Raw genomic sequence first — 17033 nt, forward strand, 5'->3', positions numbered from 1 at the left:
CGCCCTGGGCCGATGACTTCGACCAGCGCGTCAAGCAGGCCATCGACGCCGGCGACACCCGTGCGCTGGCCGACCACACGCAGCTCACGCCGGAAGCCCAGCACGCCGTGCCGCTGCCGGACCACTACTTTCCGCTGCTCTACGCAGCCGGTGCAGCGCAGAGCAGCGAGCGGCCACGGCATGTGTTCGAAGGCTTCCAGGGCGGCACCATCAGCATGCGCTGCGTGCAATGGTCCTGAGGGCAATCAGACCAGCCCGAGCCCCAGCGGCGTGACGCCCTCGAAGACCCGCCCGAGCTGCGCCGCCGACAGCCCGTACATCTGCTGGAACAGCCCCGCGAACACGCCGCGGTATTCGTTGAGCACCGGCCAGTCGCGGTTCTGGAACAGCGTCGCCTGCCGCACCGCGACCTGCTCGCCCACGACCCGCCCGCCACGCACCGCACCACCGAGCACCCAGTAGGTCGAGCCATGCCCGTGGTCGGTGCCGCGGTTGCCGTTTTCGCGGAAGGTGCGCCCGAATTCGCTGAGCACGACCACCACCGTGTCCCGCCACGCCGCCTCGCCCAGCTCCTGCGCCAGCGCGGCCAGCCCGTTGCCGAGTTCGCCGACGCGGGTGGCGAGCGCGCCGGTGCCCGCGCCCTGCGCGACGTGCGTGTCCCAGCCACCGACATCGACGAAACCGAGGCGGTAGCGCTCGCGCATCAGGCGGGCGATGCGGCGGGCCTCGCCCTCGAAGCCGCGGGTGGTGATGGCGTTGCGGCTGGCGGCTTCCATGCCGCCCGTCAGCTCGCGCTGCGCGGCCTGGCGCACGTCGAAGCCGTCGTTCACCGGCCCGGCGAGCTGCGTGCCGGCGTACATCTGGCGGATCAGCGCGGTCTGGCGCGCATCGACCCCACCGCGGCCGACCGAGCCCAGCGCCAGGTTCGGCACCTTGACCGCGCCGCGCAGGATCAGCGGCAGGTCGCTGGTCAGCGCGATGGCGTCGCGCGCGCCGAGCACCTCGGCCAGCCGGTTCAGGAAACCGGAGCGGAAATCGCGCACGGCGGCCGGGTCGTCGGACTGACCGAGTTCGATGTGGTCCTGCGTCTCGAAGTGGCTGCGCGAGAGGTCGTGCGTGCCGGCGAAGGGGATCGCGGCCAGCTGCCCGCGTTCATAGAGCGGCAGCAGCGAATCGGCCCAGGCGGGCGTGAGGCCCCAGTCGGACTGGTCGGGCAGTGCCAGCGCGGCGTCAGGGCCGCTGCCGGGTCGGGCGATGGCGATGCGCGGGCGCGCTGCGTAGTAATCGTCGCTGCCGACCGGCACGAGCACGCTCGCCGCGTCGTAGGCCCCGCGCAGGAACACCACCAGCAGCCGCGGCGCCGACGCGGGCGCCGCCCACAGCGCCCCGCAGCCAGCCGCCAGCGGCACGGCCGCCATCCGCTCCAGAAACCCACGTCGCAGCATCGCCATCACCAGCTCCTCGGTACGTTCATCAACGCAGCATGAACTCGGGACACGACAGCAGGAGCGCATGGCGGTCCTGCGGCGTGCCGGCCTTGGCGAACACACCGCGGGTGCGCTCGCTCAGTGGTCGGATCAGGGTATCGTCCGGCGCCGCGGTCGGGCGCCCCGGGCCGGCTGGCAGCCGGCTCAGCGTGCGGGCGACCTCGAAGCGCGCCGTCATCTGGCCGGAGCCGTTCCAGGCGCTTTCATCGAGCGGATAGCCGTCGGGCGTCTGGCGGCCATAGAGCGGCTCGCCCAGCCGGTTGAGCGCGTTCAGCACCGGCGCCATGTCCACCATCGGCGCGGCGGAGTCCGACGCCAGCCGCAGCGCCGACAGCACGTAGTGAACGGGATCCTTGAACTTGCGGCCGAGCGACGCGGTGAACTCGGGCGCCGCGATGAGCGCTTCCAGCGTCAGCGCGATGTCGCCATCGGTGGCGAGAAAGCGCTGACTCAGGCGCTCGACCAGCGCGGGCGGCGGCTCGTCCGCGACGAGGAACACCGCCAGCTTGCGGCAGATGTGGAGCGCGGTCGACGGGTGCCGGGCCAGCGTGCCGAGCTGCTCCAGGATCTCGTCCCAGCCGCGCCCGCCCTTGACGAGCTGCCCGAGCACGGTCTTGTCGCCCAGGTCATGGCGGCCGGGATGGAACTCGGTCAGCCCGTCGCGGCGGTACAGCGGCTGCAGTTTCGGCGCCACCTTCGGCGCGGTGTCGGTCAGGTTCACGCCCAGCCCGGTGAGCACGCGGGCGAGTTCCTGCACATCGCGCTGGCTGTAGCCACCGTCCACGCCCAGCGTGTGCAGCTCCATCAGCTCACGGGCGTGGTTCTCGTTGATCCGGCCGGCCGCGTTCTGCTCGTTGTCCAGATAACGCAGCATGGCCGCGTGCGTGGCACTGGCGACCAGCAGATCGCCGAAGCGGCCGAGCGCATGCGGGCGCAACGCCCTCTCGTAGTCGCCGACCAGCATGCGCAGGTTGGCCTTGGACTGCCCGACGTTGAAATGGTTGAACCAGAACCAGCCCATCTGCTCGCGCAGGCCGTGCGGCGAATGCAGCGCCAGCAGCAGCGAGCGGCTGGCCGACTCGCGCGCGACGGTGGCGAGGCGCTGCTGGTAGTCCTGGCGGTCGTCGCCGCGGCGGCGCTGCTCCAGATCGGCCACCAGCGCCGGCAGCGGTGTCTGGGTGATGGACATCGCGTCGATCGCCGCCTGCACCGGCACGGGCAGCGCGGTGTCACGCGGTGGGTGCAGCAGCGCCTGCACGGCGTCGCGCCGGCCACGCTGCACCCAGTCATCGACGCTGGCCGGGCTGGCGCCCCAGGTGAGGCGGTCCAGCAGGGCCAGATCGGTGGAGTCGATCACACGGTGCGGCACCCGCCGGCCAACAGCGGTCGGCCGGCGCACAGACGAACAACCGGTCAGCCAGACCGCGGCACCCGCCGCGCCGAGGCCGCTGACGGTGGTCAAGAACGCTCTGCGCTGGGACACCCGTCGTCTCCAAAAAGAAAAATGCTGCAATGCAACACGAACATGAGGGACTCTCGACTTAGGGATGGCTCGATTTAAGGGTTTACACCTACATTCGCCCCATGGGTACTGTAACTAACCACTCAAGGACGTCGTCCCGGTCCGGCTGGGTTCCGATCCGGCCACTGGGCGAAGTCCATCGCACGCAGATTCTTCAGCACTTGCTGGGACTCGGCGACCGTGATCGCTACCTGCGATTCGGCTATGCGGCCAATGACGAGCGCATTCGTGCGTATGCCGCATCGCTGGACTTCACGCACGACGACGTGTTCGGCATCTTCAACCGGCGTCTGCAGCTGGTCGCCATCGCCCACCTCGCCTACAGCCAGCTGGCCAGTGCCAACCACGGCGTCAGCCGCATGGCCGAATTTGCGGTGTCGGTCGATGACCGGGCGCGCGGCCGCGGTTTTGGCGGACGCCTGTTCACCTACGCCGTGCGCCATGCACGCAACCACGGCGTCGACCGCCTGTTCATCCACGCCCTGAGCGAAAACACGGCCATGCTGCGCATCGCCCGCAAGGCCGGTGCCGACATGCAACGCGACGGCGGCGAATCGGAAGCCTGGTTGCAACTGCCACCCGACAGTCTGATGACCCACTTCGAAGAGTTGTTCGCCAACCACGCAGCCGACGCCAACTACGTGGTCAAGACCCAGCAGCGGCGTCTCCAGTACGCCTGGGCACGGTATCGGCAGTTCCAGCATCGGCTACTCAGAATGACCGGCGTTGCTCCACGATAGACAATGAATCAGGGTCGCAACGGCCCGATTCACTGCTTCAATTGCACATTCGGCAGACCGCGCGTCTGCCGTTTTCGTTTCCGGTCCCTGAATCAGGAACACGTTTCACTCAGACAAGGTATTCACAACGAGTTACATAATTGCATAGGATGGCGCCCAAGTCCCGGCCACTTCTGCCGATTCCGTACAGACCTGCTCACTTCATTCCCCGGAACGCACCATGCCCACCCAAGTCTGGATCCTCGCCCTCGCCGCGATCGCCGGCATCGTCGGACTGGCGGTCCTGGTGCTGCGCCGCTCTGGCGGCGCGTCGTCCACCAAGTCCGTCGACCTGCCCACCGAGTGGCCGCTGACCCAACGCCCGATCTTCTCGCCGGAAGAGCGCGCGCTCTACCGCCAGCTGCGCACCGCGCTGCCGCACCACACCATCCTGGCCAAGCTGCCGCTGGTGCGGTTTTGCCAACCGGAGGACCGCGAGGAGCTGCGCTACTGGTTCAACCTGCTCGGCCCGATCCATGTGAGCTTCGTGGTCTGCGCGGAGAACGGCCGCGTGCTGGCCGCCGTGGACATCGAGCGCCCGAACCGCCCGCCCGCCAAGCGCGTCTCGGCGATCAAGCTGGCGGTGCTGGAAGCCTGCCGGATCCGCTACGTGCGCTGCCGCTCGGACCAGCTGCCCACGGCTGCGGAGCTGCAACTGCTGGTGCCGACCAGCGGCGACAGCCAGCGACCGGCCGTCCCCGGCATGCCGCAGGACACCGCGCCGCGCCCCGCCGCCAGTCAGTCGGTGACACCGCGCCACGCTGCGGCGGCAACGCCTGGTGCCGCAGCCGCCGCAGGTGGCCAGTGGTACGAATCCGGGTTCTCGCAGGACTCGTTCTTTGCGCCTGAAACCCAGCGCGACCCCTTCGACGACACCCCCGTGCGCAGCTCCGCCGCGCCGACCGCCGGCCCGAAGAACTGGGCTGGCCCGTCCACCAGCAAGTTCCAGCCTGGCGACTTCGGCCCCCCGGGCGACGCCGGCGGCGACATCATCGGCCGCCGCTGAGGCCTGTCCACCGCGGCGGGCTGGTCTAGGATGCGGCATGACCGCATTCCATGATCCCGCACCGCACGCCGACCAGCCCTACGCCGGCCTGACCCCGCACGCGGTGCTCGACGCGCTCGACGCTGCCGGCCTGCGCGGCGACGGCCGCATCCTGCAGCTCAACTCCTACGAGAACCGCGTCTTCCAGGTCCATCTGGAAGAAAGCCTCGACCCGGGCGCACCGCTGCCCGGCGTGGTGGTGGCCAAGTTCTACCGCGCCGGCCGCTGGAGCGACGCGCAGATCCTCGAAGAACATGCCTTCGCCCAGGCCCTGGCCGATGCCGAGGTGCCTGCCGTGCCGCCGCTGGCGCTGCGTGTCGCCGACGATCTGCGCCCCGAAGCCATCGGCATCGAACTGCTGGGGAACCCGCCCACACTCGCGCGGCTCGGCGGCTGGCGCTATGGCGTCAGCCCACGCTGCGGCGGTCGCTCCCCCGAACTCGAAGATCCGCAGACGCTGGAGTGGATCGGCCGCTTCCTGGCACGGCTGCACCTGGTCGGCCAGCAGCAGCGTTTCGAACACCGCGTGACGCTGGACGGCAGCGCCGCGGCGCGCGCCTCGGTGCAGTGGCTGGTGGACAGCGACCTGCTGCCCATGGGCGCCCTCGGTGGCTGGCACAGCGCCTGCCTGCGGGCACTGGATGCCGTGGACGTGCGCTTCGACCGCCACGGCCCGCTGGAGCTGATGCGCATCCACGGCGACTGCCACGCCGGCAACGTGCTGTGGACCGGACACGGCCCGCACTTCGTCGACCTGGACGATGCGGTCAACGGCCCGGCCATCCAGGATCTGTGGATGCTGCTCGGTGGTGACCGCCACGAGATGCAGGCCCAGCTCGGCGCCCTGCTCGACGGCTACGAGACCTTCCGCGAATTCGACCGCCGCGAGCTGGCCCTGATCGAGCCGCTGCGCACGCTGCGCATCGTCCAGCACAGCGCGTGGATCGCCCGGCGCTGGAACGACCCGGCCTTCCCGATCGCGTTCCCGAACTTCGAGAGTCCGTCCTACTGGGCGCAGCAGACGACGCAGCTCCACGAGCAGATCGAGGCGATGGCGGAGGAGCCGCTGGTGGCGTGACATGGCCGACCACCAGCGGTCTGCACGCACGGTCAGATCGTCAGTGGTGCGCGTGCTCGCTGGCCGCAGCCGGCGTCACGTTCAGCAACACCGCCGGCGACTTCAGGCCCTTCGTCGAGCTGCCTTCAGCAGGCACCTCCGCCCAGTCCAGTTGCCCGGACGGGCAACGCTGCTGCACCTGGAACCACAGCGGCCCCGGTGTCGCCGGGAGCTGGCCACGCAGCACGAACTCGTCGTACTGCGCATCCGGCAAATGGAACTCGGCACTGCGGGCGGTCCAGACGATCTCGGTCACGTCGTCGGTGACCTGCTTGCCGTGGCTGGTGTAGGGCTGGGCCAGCGGCTCGCGCCGGATCGACAGCGACCAGCCCGGCTTGGGCATCGGCTTCGCGCCCATGAAGCCGGCGGGCAGGCGCACGGTCACGGTGTGGGTCGCCTGGCCCTCGCAGCCGTGGCCGATCATCAGCACGGCCTTGTAGTAGCTGCCGGCGACGGCCGTCGGCGTTTCGAGCGTGATGTGGGCCTGGGCGGCGGTGCCGAACAGCAGCGCAGCGGTGGACAGCAGCGCCAGCGCGCGGCGGGGAGAATGCAGTGTGGTGGTCATGGTCAGGTTCCTGAGTGGCTTGCTCAAAGTTCAGAGGTCGAATTTCAGTTCGGCGCTGTAGGTGCGCTGCGGGTACGGGTGGAAGTTCCAGTACTGGTCGTTGTTCAGGTTGTCGATGCCCAGCGCCGCCGACCACTGCCGGTCGATTTGGTAGCGCAGGCGCAGGTCGGTGGTGAAGAACTTCGAGAAGCCCTGGTAAGTGAAGCCGTTCGAGTCGCTGTTGTTGAGCGTGCCGTACTGGTTGCTGGCGGCGCGGGCGCCATAGCTCACGCTCAATTGCGGCGTGGCGCGCCAGATCGCCAGCAGGCTGCCACGCCACATCGGCACGCGCGGCTGCTGCTGGCCGATGGTGTCGCCCGGCGTGGTGACGTAGCCGGCGTTCTCCAGGATCTTGGAGTTCGTGTAGGTCACGCTGCTGCTGAGATCGACACCCCGCCAGCCGATGTCCTGCCCGCGGTAGGCCACTTCCAGCCCGAGGGTGCGCATGCGGTCGATGTTCTGGGTGCTGGTGACGGTCTTGCCGTCGACGACAGCGCTCTGCGAATACAGCGCGTCCTTCGTCAGCTCATGGAACAGCGTGGTGCGTAACTGGTGCGTGCCCCAGTCCCATTCGGAGCTGAACTCGGTGGTCCACGACTTCTCGGGCTTGAGGCTGGGGTTGGTGACCGGGTCACTGGCCACGTAGGCACCCGCGCTGCTCAACCCGCCCTGGAACAGCTCACCCGCCGTCGGCATGCGCACGGCGCGACCGCTGGAGAGCTTGAGCGTCCAGTCCTCGCCCGCCTGGTAACCCACCGCGGCCTTGGGCGACAGGTAGGTTTCCTGCCGGTCCTGGTAGGCCACACGCTGGCCGCCCGAGGCCACCTTGTAGCCGTCACGGGCGCTCCACTGCTCCGCGCGCAGGCCCAGCACCGTCTTCCACTGCTCGGACAGCGTCCAGGCGTCCTGCGCGTACGCGCTGCGCAGCCGGGTGCGGCCACCGAAGTCGGTGAAGGTGCTGGTGGCGTCACCGTTGAGCCAATCGGTCGCGTTGCTGACGAGCTGGCGCCAGGTGTAGCTGTCCTGCTGCAGCCCGGCATCGACGATGTGGGCGCCGTCCACCCCCAGCGGACGCCAGACGCCCTTCAGCGCCAGCGTGTTCCAGCCGGTGCCGCTCAGGTCGGTGAGCCGACCGGCGCCGCCGAGGTCCGCGGCCGGCTTGGCTACCGTGGGCGTACGCTGCAGGTCCTTGCGGTAGTCATACAGCGACGCCGCCACCTCCCAGTCGAAAACCCCGCGGGTGCGGCTCTTGACCGACAGGCCGTGCATCACGTGTTCGAGCTGCTCGCGCGACTGGCCGAAGTCGGTGGCAGCGACCGTGTAGTTCTTGCCGCCGATGTTGGCTGTGCCAGCGTAGAACGGCTGGCCGCTGGCGTCGCGCAGGGCAGTGTCAGACTGGTTGGTGGTCTGGTTGTTCCACACGCCCAGCGTGTAGGCGGCGCGCACGGTCGGGTCGAAGTCGTAGGCCAGCTTGAGCTTGGCGTGGTCCTGCACCGTGTGGTACTGGGTCGCGGTGCCGAGCAGGTACCAGGGGTTGTTGCTCTTGTCGCTGTCCAGCACCGCACCGGTCACCACCGTGCCGGGCACGGCCGTGGTCGGGGCAGTGCCAGCGCTGACCAGCTTGGTCGGGAAGGTCAGCGGCTGGCCCTCGCTGTCGGTGCGGTTCAGGTTGAGCCACCACGAGAATCCGCCCTCCCGACTGCCGAGCGAGGCGCTGGCCTGCTGGCCGGTGTAGGTGGCGCTGGTGCCGTACAGCGTGAACGGCTGGGTGAAGTAGCCGACCTTGGCGTGGGCCTCGAACGCCTTGGGCATGCGCGTCACGTAGTCCACCACCGCGCCGACCGAATTGCCGGCATAGGCCGCCGAGAACGGCCCGTAGAGCACATCGACGCGCTCGATCTCCTCGGGCGTCACCAGGCCCCAGCGCGGCGTGAAGGTTGCGCCGTTGCCGAGGTAGTTGGACAGCAGGATGCCATCGGCGAACACCATCGAGCGGGCGCTGTTGCCGGTGCCCGAGGCGCGGCTGGACAGCACCGCGTGGTTGTAGTCGCCGATGTAGCGCTTGCGCACCAGCAGGCTGGGGAAGTACTTGATCGCGTCTTCGGCGTCGGTGGCGTTGATCTTCTCGGCGACCTCGGTGCCCTTGATGCCCTCGATGGTGGTGGGGATCTGGGTGGGCAGCGAGGTCGGCTGGCTGCCGGTGACAACGACGACGCCGAGGGACTTGGTCGGCGTGTCAGCCGTGGAGGGTTCGGCCGCGACGCAGGCGAGCGGGAACGCCAGGCCGATGGCCTGGACCAGAGGAAGTTTGCGCATGGAAAGTCAGGTCTGAACAGAACACGAGAACGCATCAGCCCGACACCGCCTCGCGGCGATCGGGCACGGATCGATCGGGTTCAGACCTGGGGAGGCGCGTGGCTGGGAGGTTGCCGGAAGTCGTGCCGGCGCAGGACCGCGGCGGCAAAGGCCTCGAAGCGCACAGCGGTCACCACGAGCGGCGCAGGGTCCACGCCGGTCACCACCGGGGGTGGCAGAACGGCGCCAGCCAGCGGCGCGTGGTCGCAGAAGTCGCAGGCGTTCAGGTGCTGGAGCGTCGATTCCAGCGACACGGCGGCGTCGATCACCCGGAGGTCATCGGCCTTGACGCTGCCACCAGCGCTGACGCACCAGTCGCCGGCCACAGCCAGCACCATCTCCCGATGGACCTGCCGCTGTCCGGCGGGGTCGGCCGCCCGCAGTGCGTGGGACAACGTCGGCACGAACACGTTCAGCAGGACCAGCACGATGCCGATCCAGCCGATGCGTTGGCGCCAGGACTTGGTGAACATCCAGCGATTGTCCCCGCTAAACGGGAGACGCCAACGCCCACCGGCGCCGTGGACAGCGCCGGTGTGGGTTCGGCGCGTCAGCCGAGGATCAGCGCCTGGATGCGCTTGACGTGCGCGGCCGGGTCGTCGAGCTGACCGCCTTCGGCCAGCAGCGCGTTGTCGAACAGCACCTGGGCGAGGTCGTCAAACGTGCCCGAGCCGTCCGGCAGCGCGGCGAGCTTCTGCACCAGCGCGTGGTCGGCGTTGACTTCCAGCACCGGCTTGGACGACGGCGCGGCCTGACCCGCCTGCTTGAGCAGCCGCGCCAGGTGGCCGCTCATGTCGCCTTCCTCGGTGACCAGACAAGCCGGCGAATCGACCAGGCGGGTGGTGACGCGCACGTCCTTGGCCCGCTCGCCCAGCGCCGTCTTCAGACGGTCCAGCGTCGGCTTGAACCCTTCGGCGGCGACTTCGGCCTGCTTCTTCTCTTCCTCGTCCTGGAGCGAGCCCAGGTCGACCGCACCCTTGGCCACACTCTGCAGGTTCTTGCCCTCGAACTCGTAGAGGTGGCTCAGCATCCACTCGTCCACGCGGTCGGTGAACAGCAGCACCTCGATGCCCTTCTTCTTGAAGATCTCGAGCTGCGGGCTGTTCTTGGCAGCGGCCAGCGTGTCGGCGGTGATGTAGTAGATCGCCTCCTGGCCGTCTTTCATGCGCGCCACGTAGTCGGCCAGCGACACGCCTTCGTCCGCGTGCGTCGAGGCGAAGCGCAGCAGCTTGGCCAGGCGCTCCTGGTTGGCGTGGTCCTCGCCGACACCTTCCTTCAGCACCGCGCCGAACTCCTTGTAGAACGCAGCGTACTTGGCCTTGTCCTCGGCGGCGGTCTGCTCGTCGGTGCTGTCGGCCAGCGATTCGAGCATCGACAGCACGCGCTTGGTCGAGCCTTCGCGGATCGCCTTCACGTCGCGGCTTTCCTGCAGCAGCTCGCGCGACACGTTCAGCGGCAGGTCGGCCGAGTCGATCACGCCCTTGACGAAGCGCAGGTAGGTCGGCATCAGCGCCTCGGCGTCGTCCATGATGAAGACGCGCTTCACATAGAGCTTCACGCCGCCGCGCTTGTCGCGGTTCCACAGGTCCATCGGCGCCTTGGCGGGGATGTACAGGAGCTGCGTGTACTCGGTGCGGCCTTCGACGCGGTTGTGGGTGTAGGCGAGCGGGGCGGTGGTGTCGTAGGTGAGCTGCTCGTAGAACGACTTGTACTCGGCGTCGGTGATGTCGCTCTTGCTGCGCGCCCACAGGGCTGCTGCCTTGTTGACCGGCTCCCAGTCCTCCGAGACGACGTTCTCGCCCTTCTCGGCGTCCCAGCTCTCCTTGCGCATCAGCACGGGCAGCGAGATGTGGTCGCTGTACTTGCTGATGATGGACTTCAGCTTCCAGGTGGACAGGAACTCGTCCTCGCCCTCGCGGATGTGCAGGATGACGTCGGTGCCGCGGGTCTCGCGGGTGATGGTCTCGACCTCGAAGTCGCCCGTGCCTTCGCTGCTCCAGCGCACGCCCTCGGTGATCGCCACGCCGGCGCGGCGCGATTCCACCGTGATGCGGTCGGCGACGATGTAGCCCGAGTAGAAGCCCACGCCGAACTGGCCGATCAGGTTGGCGTCCTTGGCCTGCTCGCCTTCGAGCTTGCCCATGAACTCCTTGGTACCGCTCTTGGCGATGGTGCCGAGGTGCTCGATGGCTTCCTGCGCCGACAGGCCGATGCCGTTGTCGCTGATGACGATGCGGCGGGCGGCCTTGTCGAAACTGACGCGGACTTCCAGGTTCGGCTGGTCCTCGAACAAGGCGTTGTTGTTCAGCGCCTCGAAGCGCAGCTTGTCGCAGGCGTCCGACGCATTGGAGACGAGTTCGCGCAGGAAGATCTCCTTGTTCGAATACATCGAATGCGTGACGAGGTGCAGCAGCTGCTTCACTTCGGCCTGGAATGACAGGGTTTGCTTGTCCATGGTCGGTCGGGTCTCTGATCGCTGTTGGGTGGTTCCGGCGGCGTGTTGCTGCCCCGGATGGGCTGCAGGATGAGGGCAGGTGCGCGGTTTTCAAGGGCCCGTACCGCACCAGGCCGAGTCGGGGTCACGCCCTGGGGTGACGTGATTTTTCTCGCTGATTTGAAAGAAATTGATACAGCAAGCCACTCCAGACGACAGGCGACGGTCCGCGAACGGGGCAGCTGCGTTACAAGCGGACCCTCGGATGACCGGAGACTGGCTTCGGCTGTCCAGGGGTATCCGACGTGATTTACAGCACGGGCGGGATCACCGATCATCCGCCATCCGATTTTCAGTTCCGACCTCCATTCCGCCGATCCGACCGACCCCGTGGCAACCGACACCCTCAACGATGGACCCCAGAGCACCCTGTCCGGGGTCGCGCGCGTGCTGGTGCACGCAGGAAAGATCACCTCGCGGGTCGCTGAAGACCTGGCACGCACAGCCCGTGAGCAGCGCCGCAGCTTCGTGTCCGCCGCGGTGGCCGCGCAGGCGCTGAGCCCGGCGGATCTGGCACATTCGCTGTCGACCGCGCTGGCGATTCCGCTGCTGGATCTGGATGTCGTCGACATCGCCCGGCTGCCGCAGAACCTGGTCGACACGCGCACGCTGTCGCAGTACCAGGTGCTGGTGCTGGGCAAGCGCGGCAACCGGCTGTTCATCGGCGGCGCCGACCCGACCGACCAGGAAGCGGTCGACCGCATCAAGTTCGCCACGCAGCTCACCCCCGAGTGGGTCATCGTCGAGTACGACAAGCTCGCCCGCATCGTCGACTCCAAGACCACCTCGGCCAACGATGCGCTGGACTCGATCGTCTCCGGCGAATTCGACTTCGACGTCGAAGAACAGGACCCCAACGCCAAGCCGGACGAGGAGGTCACCGCCGAGGTCGAGGACGCGCCCGTCGTGCGCTTCCTGCAGAAGATGCTGATCGACGCGATCAACATGCGCGCGTCCGACCTGCACTTCGAACCGTACGAGAACACCTACCGGGTGCGCTTCCGCATCGACGGCGAGCTGCGCGAGATCACCCAGCCGCCGGTCGCGATCAAGGACAAGCTCGCTTCGCGCATCAAGGTCATCAGCCGGCTCGACATCGCCGAGAAGCGCGTGCCGCAGGACGGCCGCATGAAGCTGAAGTTCGGCAACAAGGCGATCGACTTCCGGATCAGCACGCTGCCGACGCTGTTCGGCGAGAAGATCGTGATCCGGATCCTCGACCCGTCCTCGGCCAAGCTCGGGGTCGATGCGCTGGGCTACGAGCGCGACGAGAAGGAGCGGCTGCTGTCGGCGATCCGCCGGCCCTACGGGATGATCCTGGTCACCGGCCCGACCGGCTCGGGCAAGACGGTGTCGCTCTACACCTGCCTGAACATCCTGAACCAGCCCGGCATCAACATCTCGACCGTCGAGGATCCGGCCGAAATCAACCTGCCTGGCGTCAACCAGGTCAATGTCAACGACAAGGCGGGGATGAACTTCGCCACCGCGCTGAAGGCCTTCCTGCGCCAGGATCCGGACGTGATCATGGTCGGCGAAATCCGCGATCTCGACACCGCCGACATCGCGATGAAGGCCGCCCAGACCGGCCACCTCGTGCTGTCCACGCTGCACACCAACGATGCCCCGACGACGCTCACCCGGCTGCTCAACATGGGCGTGCCGCCGTTCAACATCGCGGCCAGCGTGATCCTGATCACCGCGCAGCGGCTGGCGCGGCGGCTGTGCGAGAACTGCAAGGCCCCCGCCGACTTTCCGCGCGAGGCGCTGCTGCGCGCAGGCTACAGGAGCGAAGATCTGGACGGCAGCTGGAAGCCCTACAAGGCCGTCGGCTGTTCGGCCTGCAACAACGGCTACCGCGGCCGGGTGGGCCTGTACCAGGTCATGCCGATCACCGAGGCGATCCAGCGCATCATCCTCGCGCAGGGCAATGCGCTCGACATCGCCACCCAGGCCCAGCGCGATGGCGTGCGCGATCTGCGCGGATCCGGCCTGCTCAAGGTTCGCGTGGGGGTGACGACACTGGAAGAAGTGATTTCGGTCACCAACCAATGAGCCAACGAACGAGCCGGTGAGCGGCGCACGGAGACGCAATGGCCACAGCGGCTGCATCAGCATCGAAGAAGGTCAAGGACTACGTCTTTGAATGGGAAGGTCGCGACCGCAACGGCAAGGCCGTGCGCGGCGAGATGCGCGCAGGGGGCGAAGCCATGGTCAGCGCCAGCCTGCGCCGACAGGGCGTCCTCGTCAGCAAGGTCAAGAAGCGCCGACTCTCGGGTGGCAAGTCCATCAAGGGCAAGGACATCGCGATCTTCACGCGCCAGCTCTCCACCATGCTGCGCTCGGGCGTGCCACTGCTGCAGGCCTTCGACATCGTGGCGCGCGGCAGCCCGAACCCGCGCCTGACGCGCATGCTCAACGACATCCGCGGCGATGTGGAGACCGGCACCAGCCTGTCCGCGGCGCTGCGCCGCCATCCACTGCATTTCGATTCGCTCTACTGCAACCTGGTCGAAGCCGGCGAGTCCGCCGGCATCCTGGACGCCCTGCTCGACCGCCTGGCGACCTACCAGGAAAAGACCATGGCGCTGAAGCAGAAGATCAAGTCGGCGCTGGTCTATCCGGTGGCGGTGCTGGTCGTGGCCTTCATCGTGGTGGCGGTGATCATGATCTTCGTGATCCCGTCGTTCAAGCAGATCTTCAGCTCCTTCGGCGCCGACCTGCCGACCCCGACCCTGATCGTGATCGCGATGTCGGAAGTGTTCGTCCAGTACTGGTGGCTGATCTTCGGCAGCATGGCCGGCGCGATCTACTTCACCATCGAGAGCTGGCGCCGCTCGCCGAAGATGCAGATTGCCCTGGACCGGACACTGCTCAAGCTGCCGATCTTCGGTGATCTGGTGCACAAGGCCACGGTGGCGCGCTGGTGCCGCACGCTGTCGACCATGTTCGCGGCCGGCGTGCCGCTGGTCGAGGCGCTGGACTCGGTCGGTGGTGCCTCGGGCAATGCGGTGTTCGCGCAGGCCACCGAGCAGATCCAGCGCGATGTCGCCACCGGTGCGGCGCTGACCTCGTCGATGCAGTCCACCGGCCTCTTTCCGAGCATGGTGCTGCAGATGAGCGCGATCGGCGAGGAGTCCGGCTCGCTCGACCAGATGCTCGGCAAGGTGGCCGACTTCTACGAGCAGGAAGTGGACGAGGCGGTCAAGGGCCTGTCCACGCTGATGGAGCCGATCATCATCGTGATCCTCGGCACCATCATCGGCGGCATCGTCGTGGCGATGTACCTGCCCATCTTCAAGCTTGGTCAGGTGGTCTGAGCGCATGGACATCGATCCCGTGGCGATGGCCTGGCTGCTGTCGCCGGCCGCCCTGGCGCTGTTCGGTCTGTGCATCGGCAGTTTTCTGAACGTGGTGGTGCACCGGCTGCCGCTGATGATGGAGCGGCAGTGGCGCACCGAGAGCGCGGAGCTGCTCGGCGTCGAGGCCGCGCGCCCGCCCGGCGACGATGGCTCGCCGCTGAGCCTGGCGCGCCCCCGCTCGCGCTGTCCGCACTGCGGCCACGTGCTGCACTGGCACGAGAACATCCCGCTCGTCGGCTGGCTGCGCCTGGGCGGGCGCTGTTCGGCCTGTCGCGCCCCCATCGGCAAGCGCTACCCGCTGGTCGAGGCGGGCTGCGGGCTGCTGTTCGCCGCGATCGGCTGGCGCTTCGGGGCGCAGCCGGTGACGCTGCTGTGGTGCGCGTTCGCTGCGATGCTGCTGGCGATGTCGCTGATCGACTGGGACACCACGCTGCTGCCCGACTCGATGACCCAGCCACTGGCCTGGGCCGGACTGATCGCCGCCGCGATGGGCTGGATTCCGCTGACGCTGAGCCAGTCGCTCTGGGGCGCCGTGGCAGGGTATCTGAGCCTGTGGAGCATCTTCTGGCTCTTCAAGCTCGCCACCGGCAAGGACGGCATGGGCGCCGGTGACTTCAAGCTGCTGGCCGCGCTGGGTGCCTGGCTGGGGCCGGCGATGCTGCTGCCGATCGTGCTGGGGGCATCGCTGCTCGGCGCGGTGGTGGGCATCGGCATGAAGCTCAGCGCCAGCCTGCGCGAGGGGCGCTACGTGCCGTTCGGGCCGTTCCTGGCGGGCGGCGGCGCGGTCGTGCTGCTGGCCGGCAGCGAGCGGGTGATGCGGTGGATGGGCTGGGCCTGAGCATGGCCACCCGGCCCGTGCGCCACGTCGGCCTGACGGGTGGGATCGGCAGCGGCAAGAGCACCGTCTGCCGCCTGCTGCGTGGCCTGGGCGCCTGGATCGTCGACACCGATGCCATCGCCCACCGCCTGACGGCGCCAGGCGGGCGGGCCATTCCCGCGATCGCCGAGCGCTTCGGCGCCGACATGATCGACGCGCACGGCGCCATGGACCGCGCCCGCATGCGCGAGCGGGTGTTCGCCGATCCGGCGCAGCGCCGCGCGCTGGAGGCGATCCTGCATCCCATGATCGGCGAGGACACGCGCATCGACGCCGCTGCGGCACCGGCCGGGGCGATCGTCGTGTTCGATGTGCCGCTGCTGGTCGAGTCCGGCCGCTGGCGCGACCGGGTGGACCGGATCCTGGTGGTCGACTGCGCCGTCGAGACGCAGATCGCCCGCGTCATGCAGCGCAATGGCTGGACTGCCGACGCCGTGCAGCGCATCATCGACCAGCAGGCCGGCCGTGCACAGCGCCTGGCGGTGGCCGATGACGTGATCGTCAACGATGGGCTTGAACTGGAAGAACTGGCAGCCGAAGTTCGAAGGATCTGGTCCGGCTGGCTGTGAAACAATGGTTTCGAACGGGCCGCGCCAGCGCCCGGACCGTGGGAGCGCATGGCCTTGATCTACTACGAATACCCTTTCACCGAAGGCATCCGCACGATGCTGCGGCTGGAGCGTCTGTTCACGCGTCTGGCGCAGCTCGTGCCACGCGACACCGCCACCGACCACCACTACGCCCTGGCAACGCTGTTCGAGATCATGGACGTGACCTCGCGCACCGATTTCCGGGCCGACCTGCTGCAGGAACTGGCCCGCCAGCACGAACTCTTCGAGGGCTACCGTGGCAACCCGTCCATCTCGGAAGGGGCGCTCAACCTCGCCATCGACCGCATCAGCAGCGCCCACCGCCGTCTGCAGGCGACACCCGCCAAACCCGAGCAGACGCTGTCCGCCAACGAGTGGCTCATGAGCGTGCGCAGCCGGATCAACATCCCTGGCGGCACCTGCGAGTTCGACCTGCCGGCCTACTTCGCCTGGCAGCAGGAACCGGCCAACCGGCGCCGGCACGATCTGCTGCGCTGGGTCGGCGTGCTCGATCCGCTGGCCGAGGCGCTGGAGGTGAATCTCGGGCTGCTGCGCGAGGCGGGTGTGACGCAGATGGTGCCGTTCCGCAGCGGCCTGTTCCAGCAGAACCTCGCCGGCAGCCGCCCGCTGCTGCTGGCGCGGCTGCAGATCGATCCGACCTCGCACCTGATCCCCGAGATCAGCGGCAACCGCGTGTTGCTGGCGATCCGGCTGACCCGCGCCGACCATGAGGGCAGGCTGCGCCCGATGACCGACAGCATCCAGCTTGCGCTGACGCTGTGCGCCTGAGCTGCACGACCA

General features: G+C 68.2%; 14 protein-coding genes and 1 pseudogene. 9 read left to right on the top strand and 6 right to left on the bottom strand.

Translation table 11 applies throughout. From position 1 onward, the window contains the following. A pseudogene (locus AB3X43_RS08830) lies at positions 1-239 on the top strand (4,5-DOPA-extradiol-dioxygenase); the annotation flags it as partial. A 6-nt stretch (positions 240-245) separates the two neighbouring features. Here the strand turns inward: AB3X43_RS08830 and AB3X43_RS08835 are convergent. Both AB3X43_RS08835 and AB3X43_RS08840 read right to left on the bottom strand, forming a co-directional pair. Next, complete coding sequence (locus AB3X43_RS08835) at positions 246-1445, bottom strand: DUF1501 domain-containing protein (protein ID WP_369429502.1); 1200 nt, start codon at positions 1443-1445, stop codon at positions 246-248. Between the two features lie 28 nt (positions 1446-1473). Next, on the bottom strand, positions 1474-2949 hold the full coding sequence (locus AB3X43_RS08840) for a DUF1800 domain-containing protein (RefSeq protein WP_369429475.1): 1476 nt from the start codon (positions 2947-2949) through the stop codon (positions 1474-1476). 221 nt (positions 2950-3170) lie between these two features. On the opposite strand from AB3X43_RS08840, the gene AB3X43_RS08845 reads away from it, so the two are divergent. The 3 genes from AB3X43_RS08845 (at position 3171) to AB3X43_RS08855 (ending at position 5911) form a co-directional block, all read left to right on the top strand. Beyond that, positions 3171-3749: a GNAT family N-acetyltransferase gene (locus AB3X43_RS08845; RefSeq protein ID WP_473965092.1), complete on the top strand. Its 579-nt coding sequence runs from the start codon at positions 3171-3173 to the stop codon at positions 3747-3749. A 220-nt stretch (positions 3750-3969) separates the two neighbouring features. Then, the gene (locus AB3X43_RS08850; RefSeq protein WP_369429476.1) at positions 3970-4794 is read left to right on the top strand and encodes a DUF2726 domain-containing protein; all 825 of its coding nucleotides are present in this window, start codon (positions 3970-3972) and stop codon (positions 4792-4794) included. Between the two features lie 37 nt (positions 4795-4831). Continuing rightward, positions 4832-5911, top strand: coding sequence for a serine/threonine protein kinase (locus AB3X43_RS08855; protein ID WP_369429477.1), 1080 nt, complete (start codon positions 4832-4834; stop codon positions 5909-5911). Positions 5912-5951: 40 nt separating this feature from the next. On the opposite strand, the gene AB3X43_RS08860 is transcribed toward AB3X43_RS08855, so the two are convergent. The 4 genes from AB3X43_RS08860 to htpG all read right to left on the bottom strand — a co-directional run bounded on the left by AB3X43_RS08860 (position 5952) and on the right by htpG (position 11364). Beyond that, on the bottom strand, positions 5952-6515 hold the full coding sequence (locus tag AB3X43_RS08860) for a YcnI family copper-binding membrane protein (protein WP_369429478.1): 564 nt from the start codon (positions 6513-6515) through the stop codon (positions 5952-5954). Positions 6516-6545: 30 nt separating this feature from the next. Further along, on the bottom strand, positions 6546-8870 hold the full coding sequence (locus tag AB3X43_RS08865; protein WP_369429479.1) for a TonB-dependent receptor: 2325 nt from the start codon (positions 8868-8870) through the stop codon (positions 6546-6548). A gap of 80 nt (positions 8871-8950) precedes the next feature. Further along, complete coding sequence (locus AB3X43_RS08870; RefSeq protein WP_369429480.1) at positions 8951-9382, bottom strand: DUF2946 family protein; 432 nt, start codon at positions 9380-9382, stop codon at positions 8951-8953. A 77-nt stretch (positions 9383-9459) separates the two neighbouring features. Continuing rightward, positions 9460-11364, bottom strand: coding sequence for a molecular chaperone HtpG (gene htpG, locus AB3X43_RS08875; RefSeq protein ID WP_369429481.1), 1905 nt, complete (start codon positions 11362-11364; stop codon positions 9460-9462). 369 nt (positions 11365-11733) lie between these two features. Here htpG and pilB point away from each other — a divergent pair, with 369 nt between their 5' ends. The 5 genes from pilB to zapD are packed head-to-tail and all read left to right on the top strand — an operon-like array spanning position 11734 to position 17021. Then, a complete protein-coding gene (gene pilB, locus AB3X43_RS08880; protein ID WP_369429482.1) occupies positions 11734-13458 on the top strand; it encodes a type IV-A pilus assembly ATPase PilB in 1725 nt (574 codons plus the stop codon). Between the two features lie 38 nt (positions 13459-13496). Next, on the top strand, positions 13497-14723 hold the full coding sequence (locus AB3X43_RS08885) for a type II secretion system F family protein (protein ID WP_369429483.1): 1227 nt from the start codon (positions 13497-13499) through the stop codon (positions 14721-14723). A gap of 4 nt (positions 14724-14727) precedes the next feature. After that, complete coding sequence (locus AB3X43_RS08890) at positions 14728-15603, top strand: prepilin peptidase (RefSeq protein ID WP_369429484.1); 876 nt, start codon at positions 14728-14730, stop codon at positions 15601-15603. 17 nt (positions 15604-15620) lie between these two features. Further along, positions 15621-16211 carry a dephospho-CoA kinase gene (gene coaE / locus AB3X43_RS08895; protein ID WP_369429503.1) on the top strand — a complete coding sequence of 197 codons (591 nt, stop codon included), beginning with the start codon at positions 15621-15623 and terminating at the stop codon, positions 16209-16211. 54 nt (positions 16212-16265) lie between these two features. After that, a complete protein-coding gene (zapD, locus tag AB3X43_RS08900) occupies positions 16266-17021 on the top strand; it encodes a cell division protein ZapD (RefSeq protein WP_473965094.1) in 756 nt (251 codons plus the stop codon). Positions 17022-17033 lie beyond the last annotated feature (12 nt).

It is taken from the genome of Sphaerotilus sp., assembly GCF_041083715.1.
Lineage (GTDB): Bacteria > Pseudomonadota > Gammaproteobacteria > Burkholderiales > Burkholderiaceae_C > Sphaerotilus.

Bases quoted from the DNA above. Each gene is read 5' to 3' on its own strand.
- AB3X43_RS08835 (WP_369429502.1), bottom strand. From the start codon at position 1,445: ATGCTGCGACGTGGGTTTCTGGAGCGGATGGCGGCCGTGCCGCTGGCG.
- AB3X43_RS08850 (WP_369429476.1), top strand. From the start codon at position 3,970: ATGCCCACCCAAGTCTGGATCCTCGCCCTCGCCGCGATCGCCGGCATC.
- AB3X43_RS08855 (WP_369429477.1), top strand. From the start codon at position 4,832: ATGACCGCATTCCATGATCCCGCACCGCACGCCGACCAGCCCTACGCC.
- AB3X43_RS08860 (WP_369429478.1), bottom strand. From the start codon at position 6,515: ATGACCACCACACTGCATTCTCCCCGCCGCGCGCTGGCGCTGCTGTCC.
- AB3X43_RS08865 (WP_369429479.1), bottom strand. From the start codon at position 8,870: ATGCGCAAACTTCCTCTGGTCCAGGCCATCGGCCTGGCGTTCCCGCTC.
- AB3X43_RS08870 (WP_369429480.1), bottom strand. From the start codon at position 9,382: ATGTTCACCAAGTCCTGGCGCCAACGCATCGGCTGGATCGGCATCGTG.
- htpG (WP_369429481.1), bottom strand. From the start codon at position 11,364: ATGGACAAGCAAACCCTGTCATTCCAGGCCGAAGTGAAGCAGCTGCTG.
- AB3X43_RS08885 (WP_369429483.1), top strand. From the start codon at position 13,497: ATGGCCACAGCGGCTGCATCAGCATCGAAGAAGGTCAAGGACTACGTC.
- AB3X43_RS08890 (WP_369429484.1), top strand. From the start codon at position 14,728: ATGGACATCGATCCCGTGGCGATGGCCTGGCTGCTGTCGCCGGCCGCC.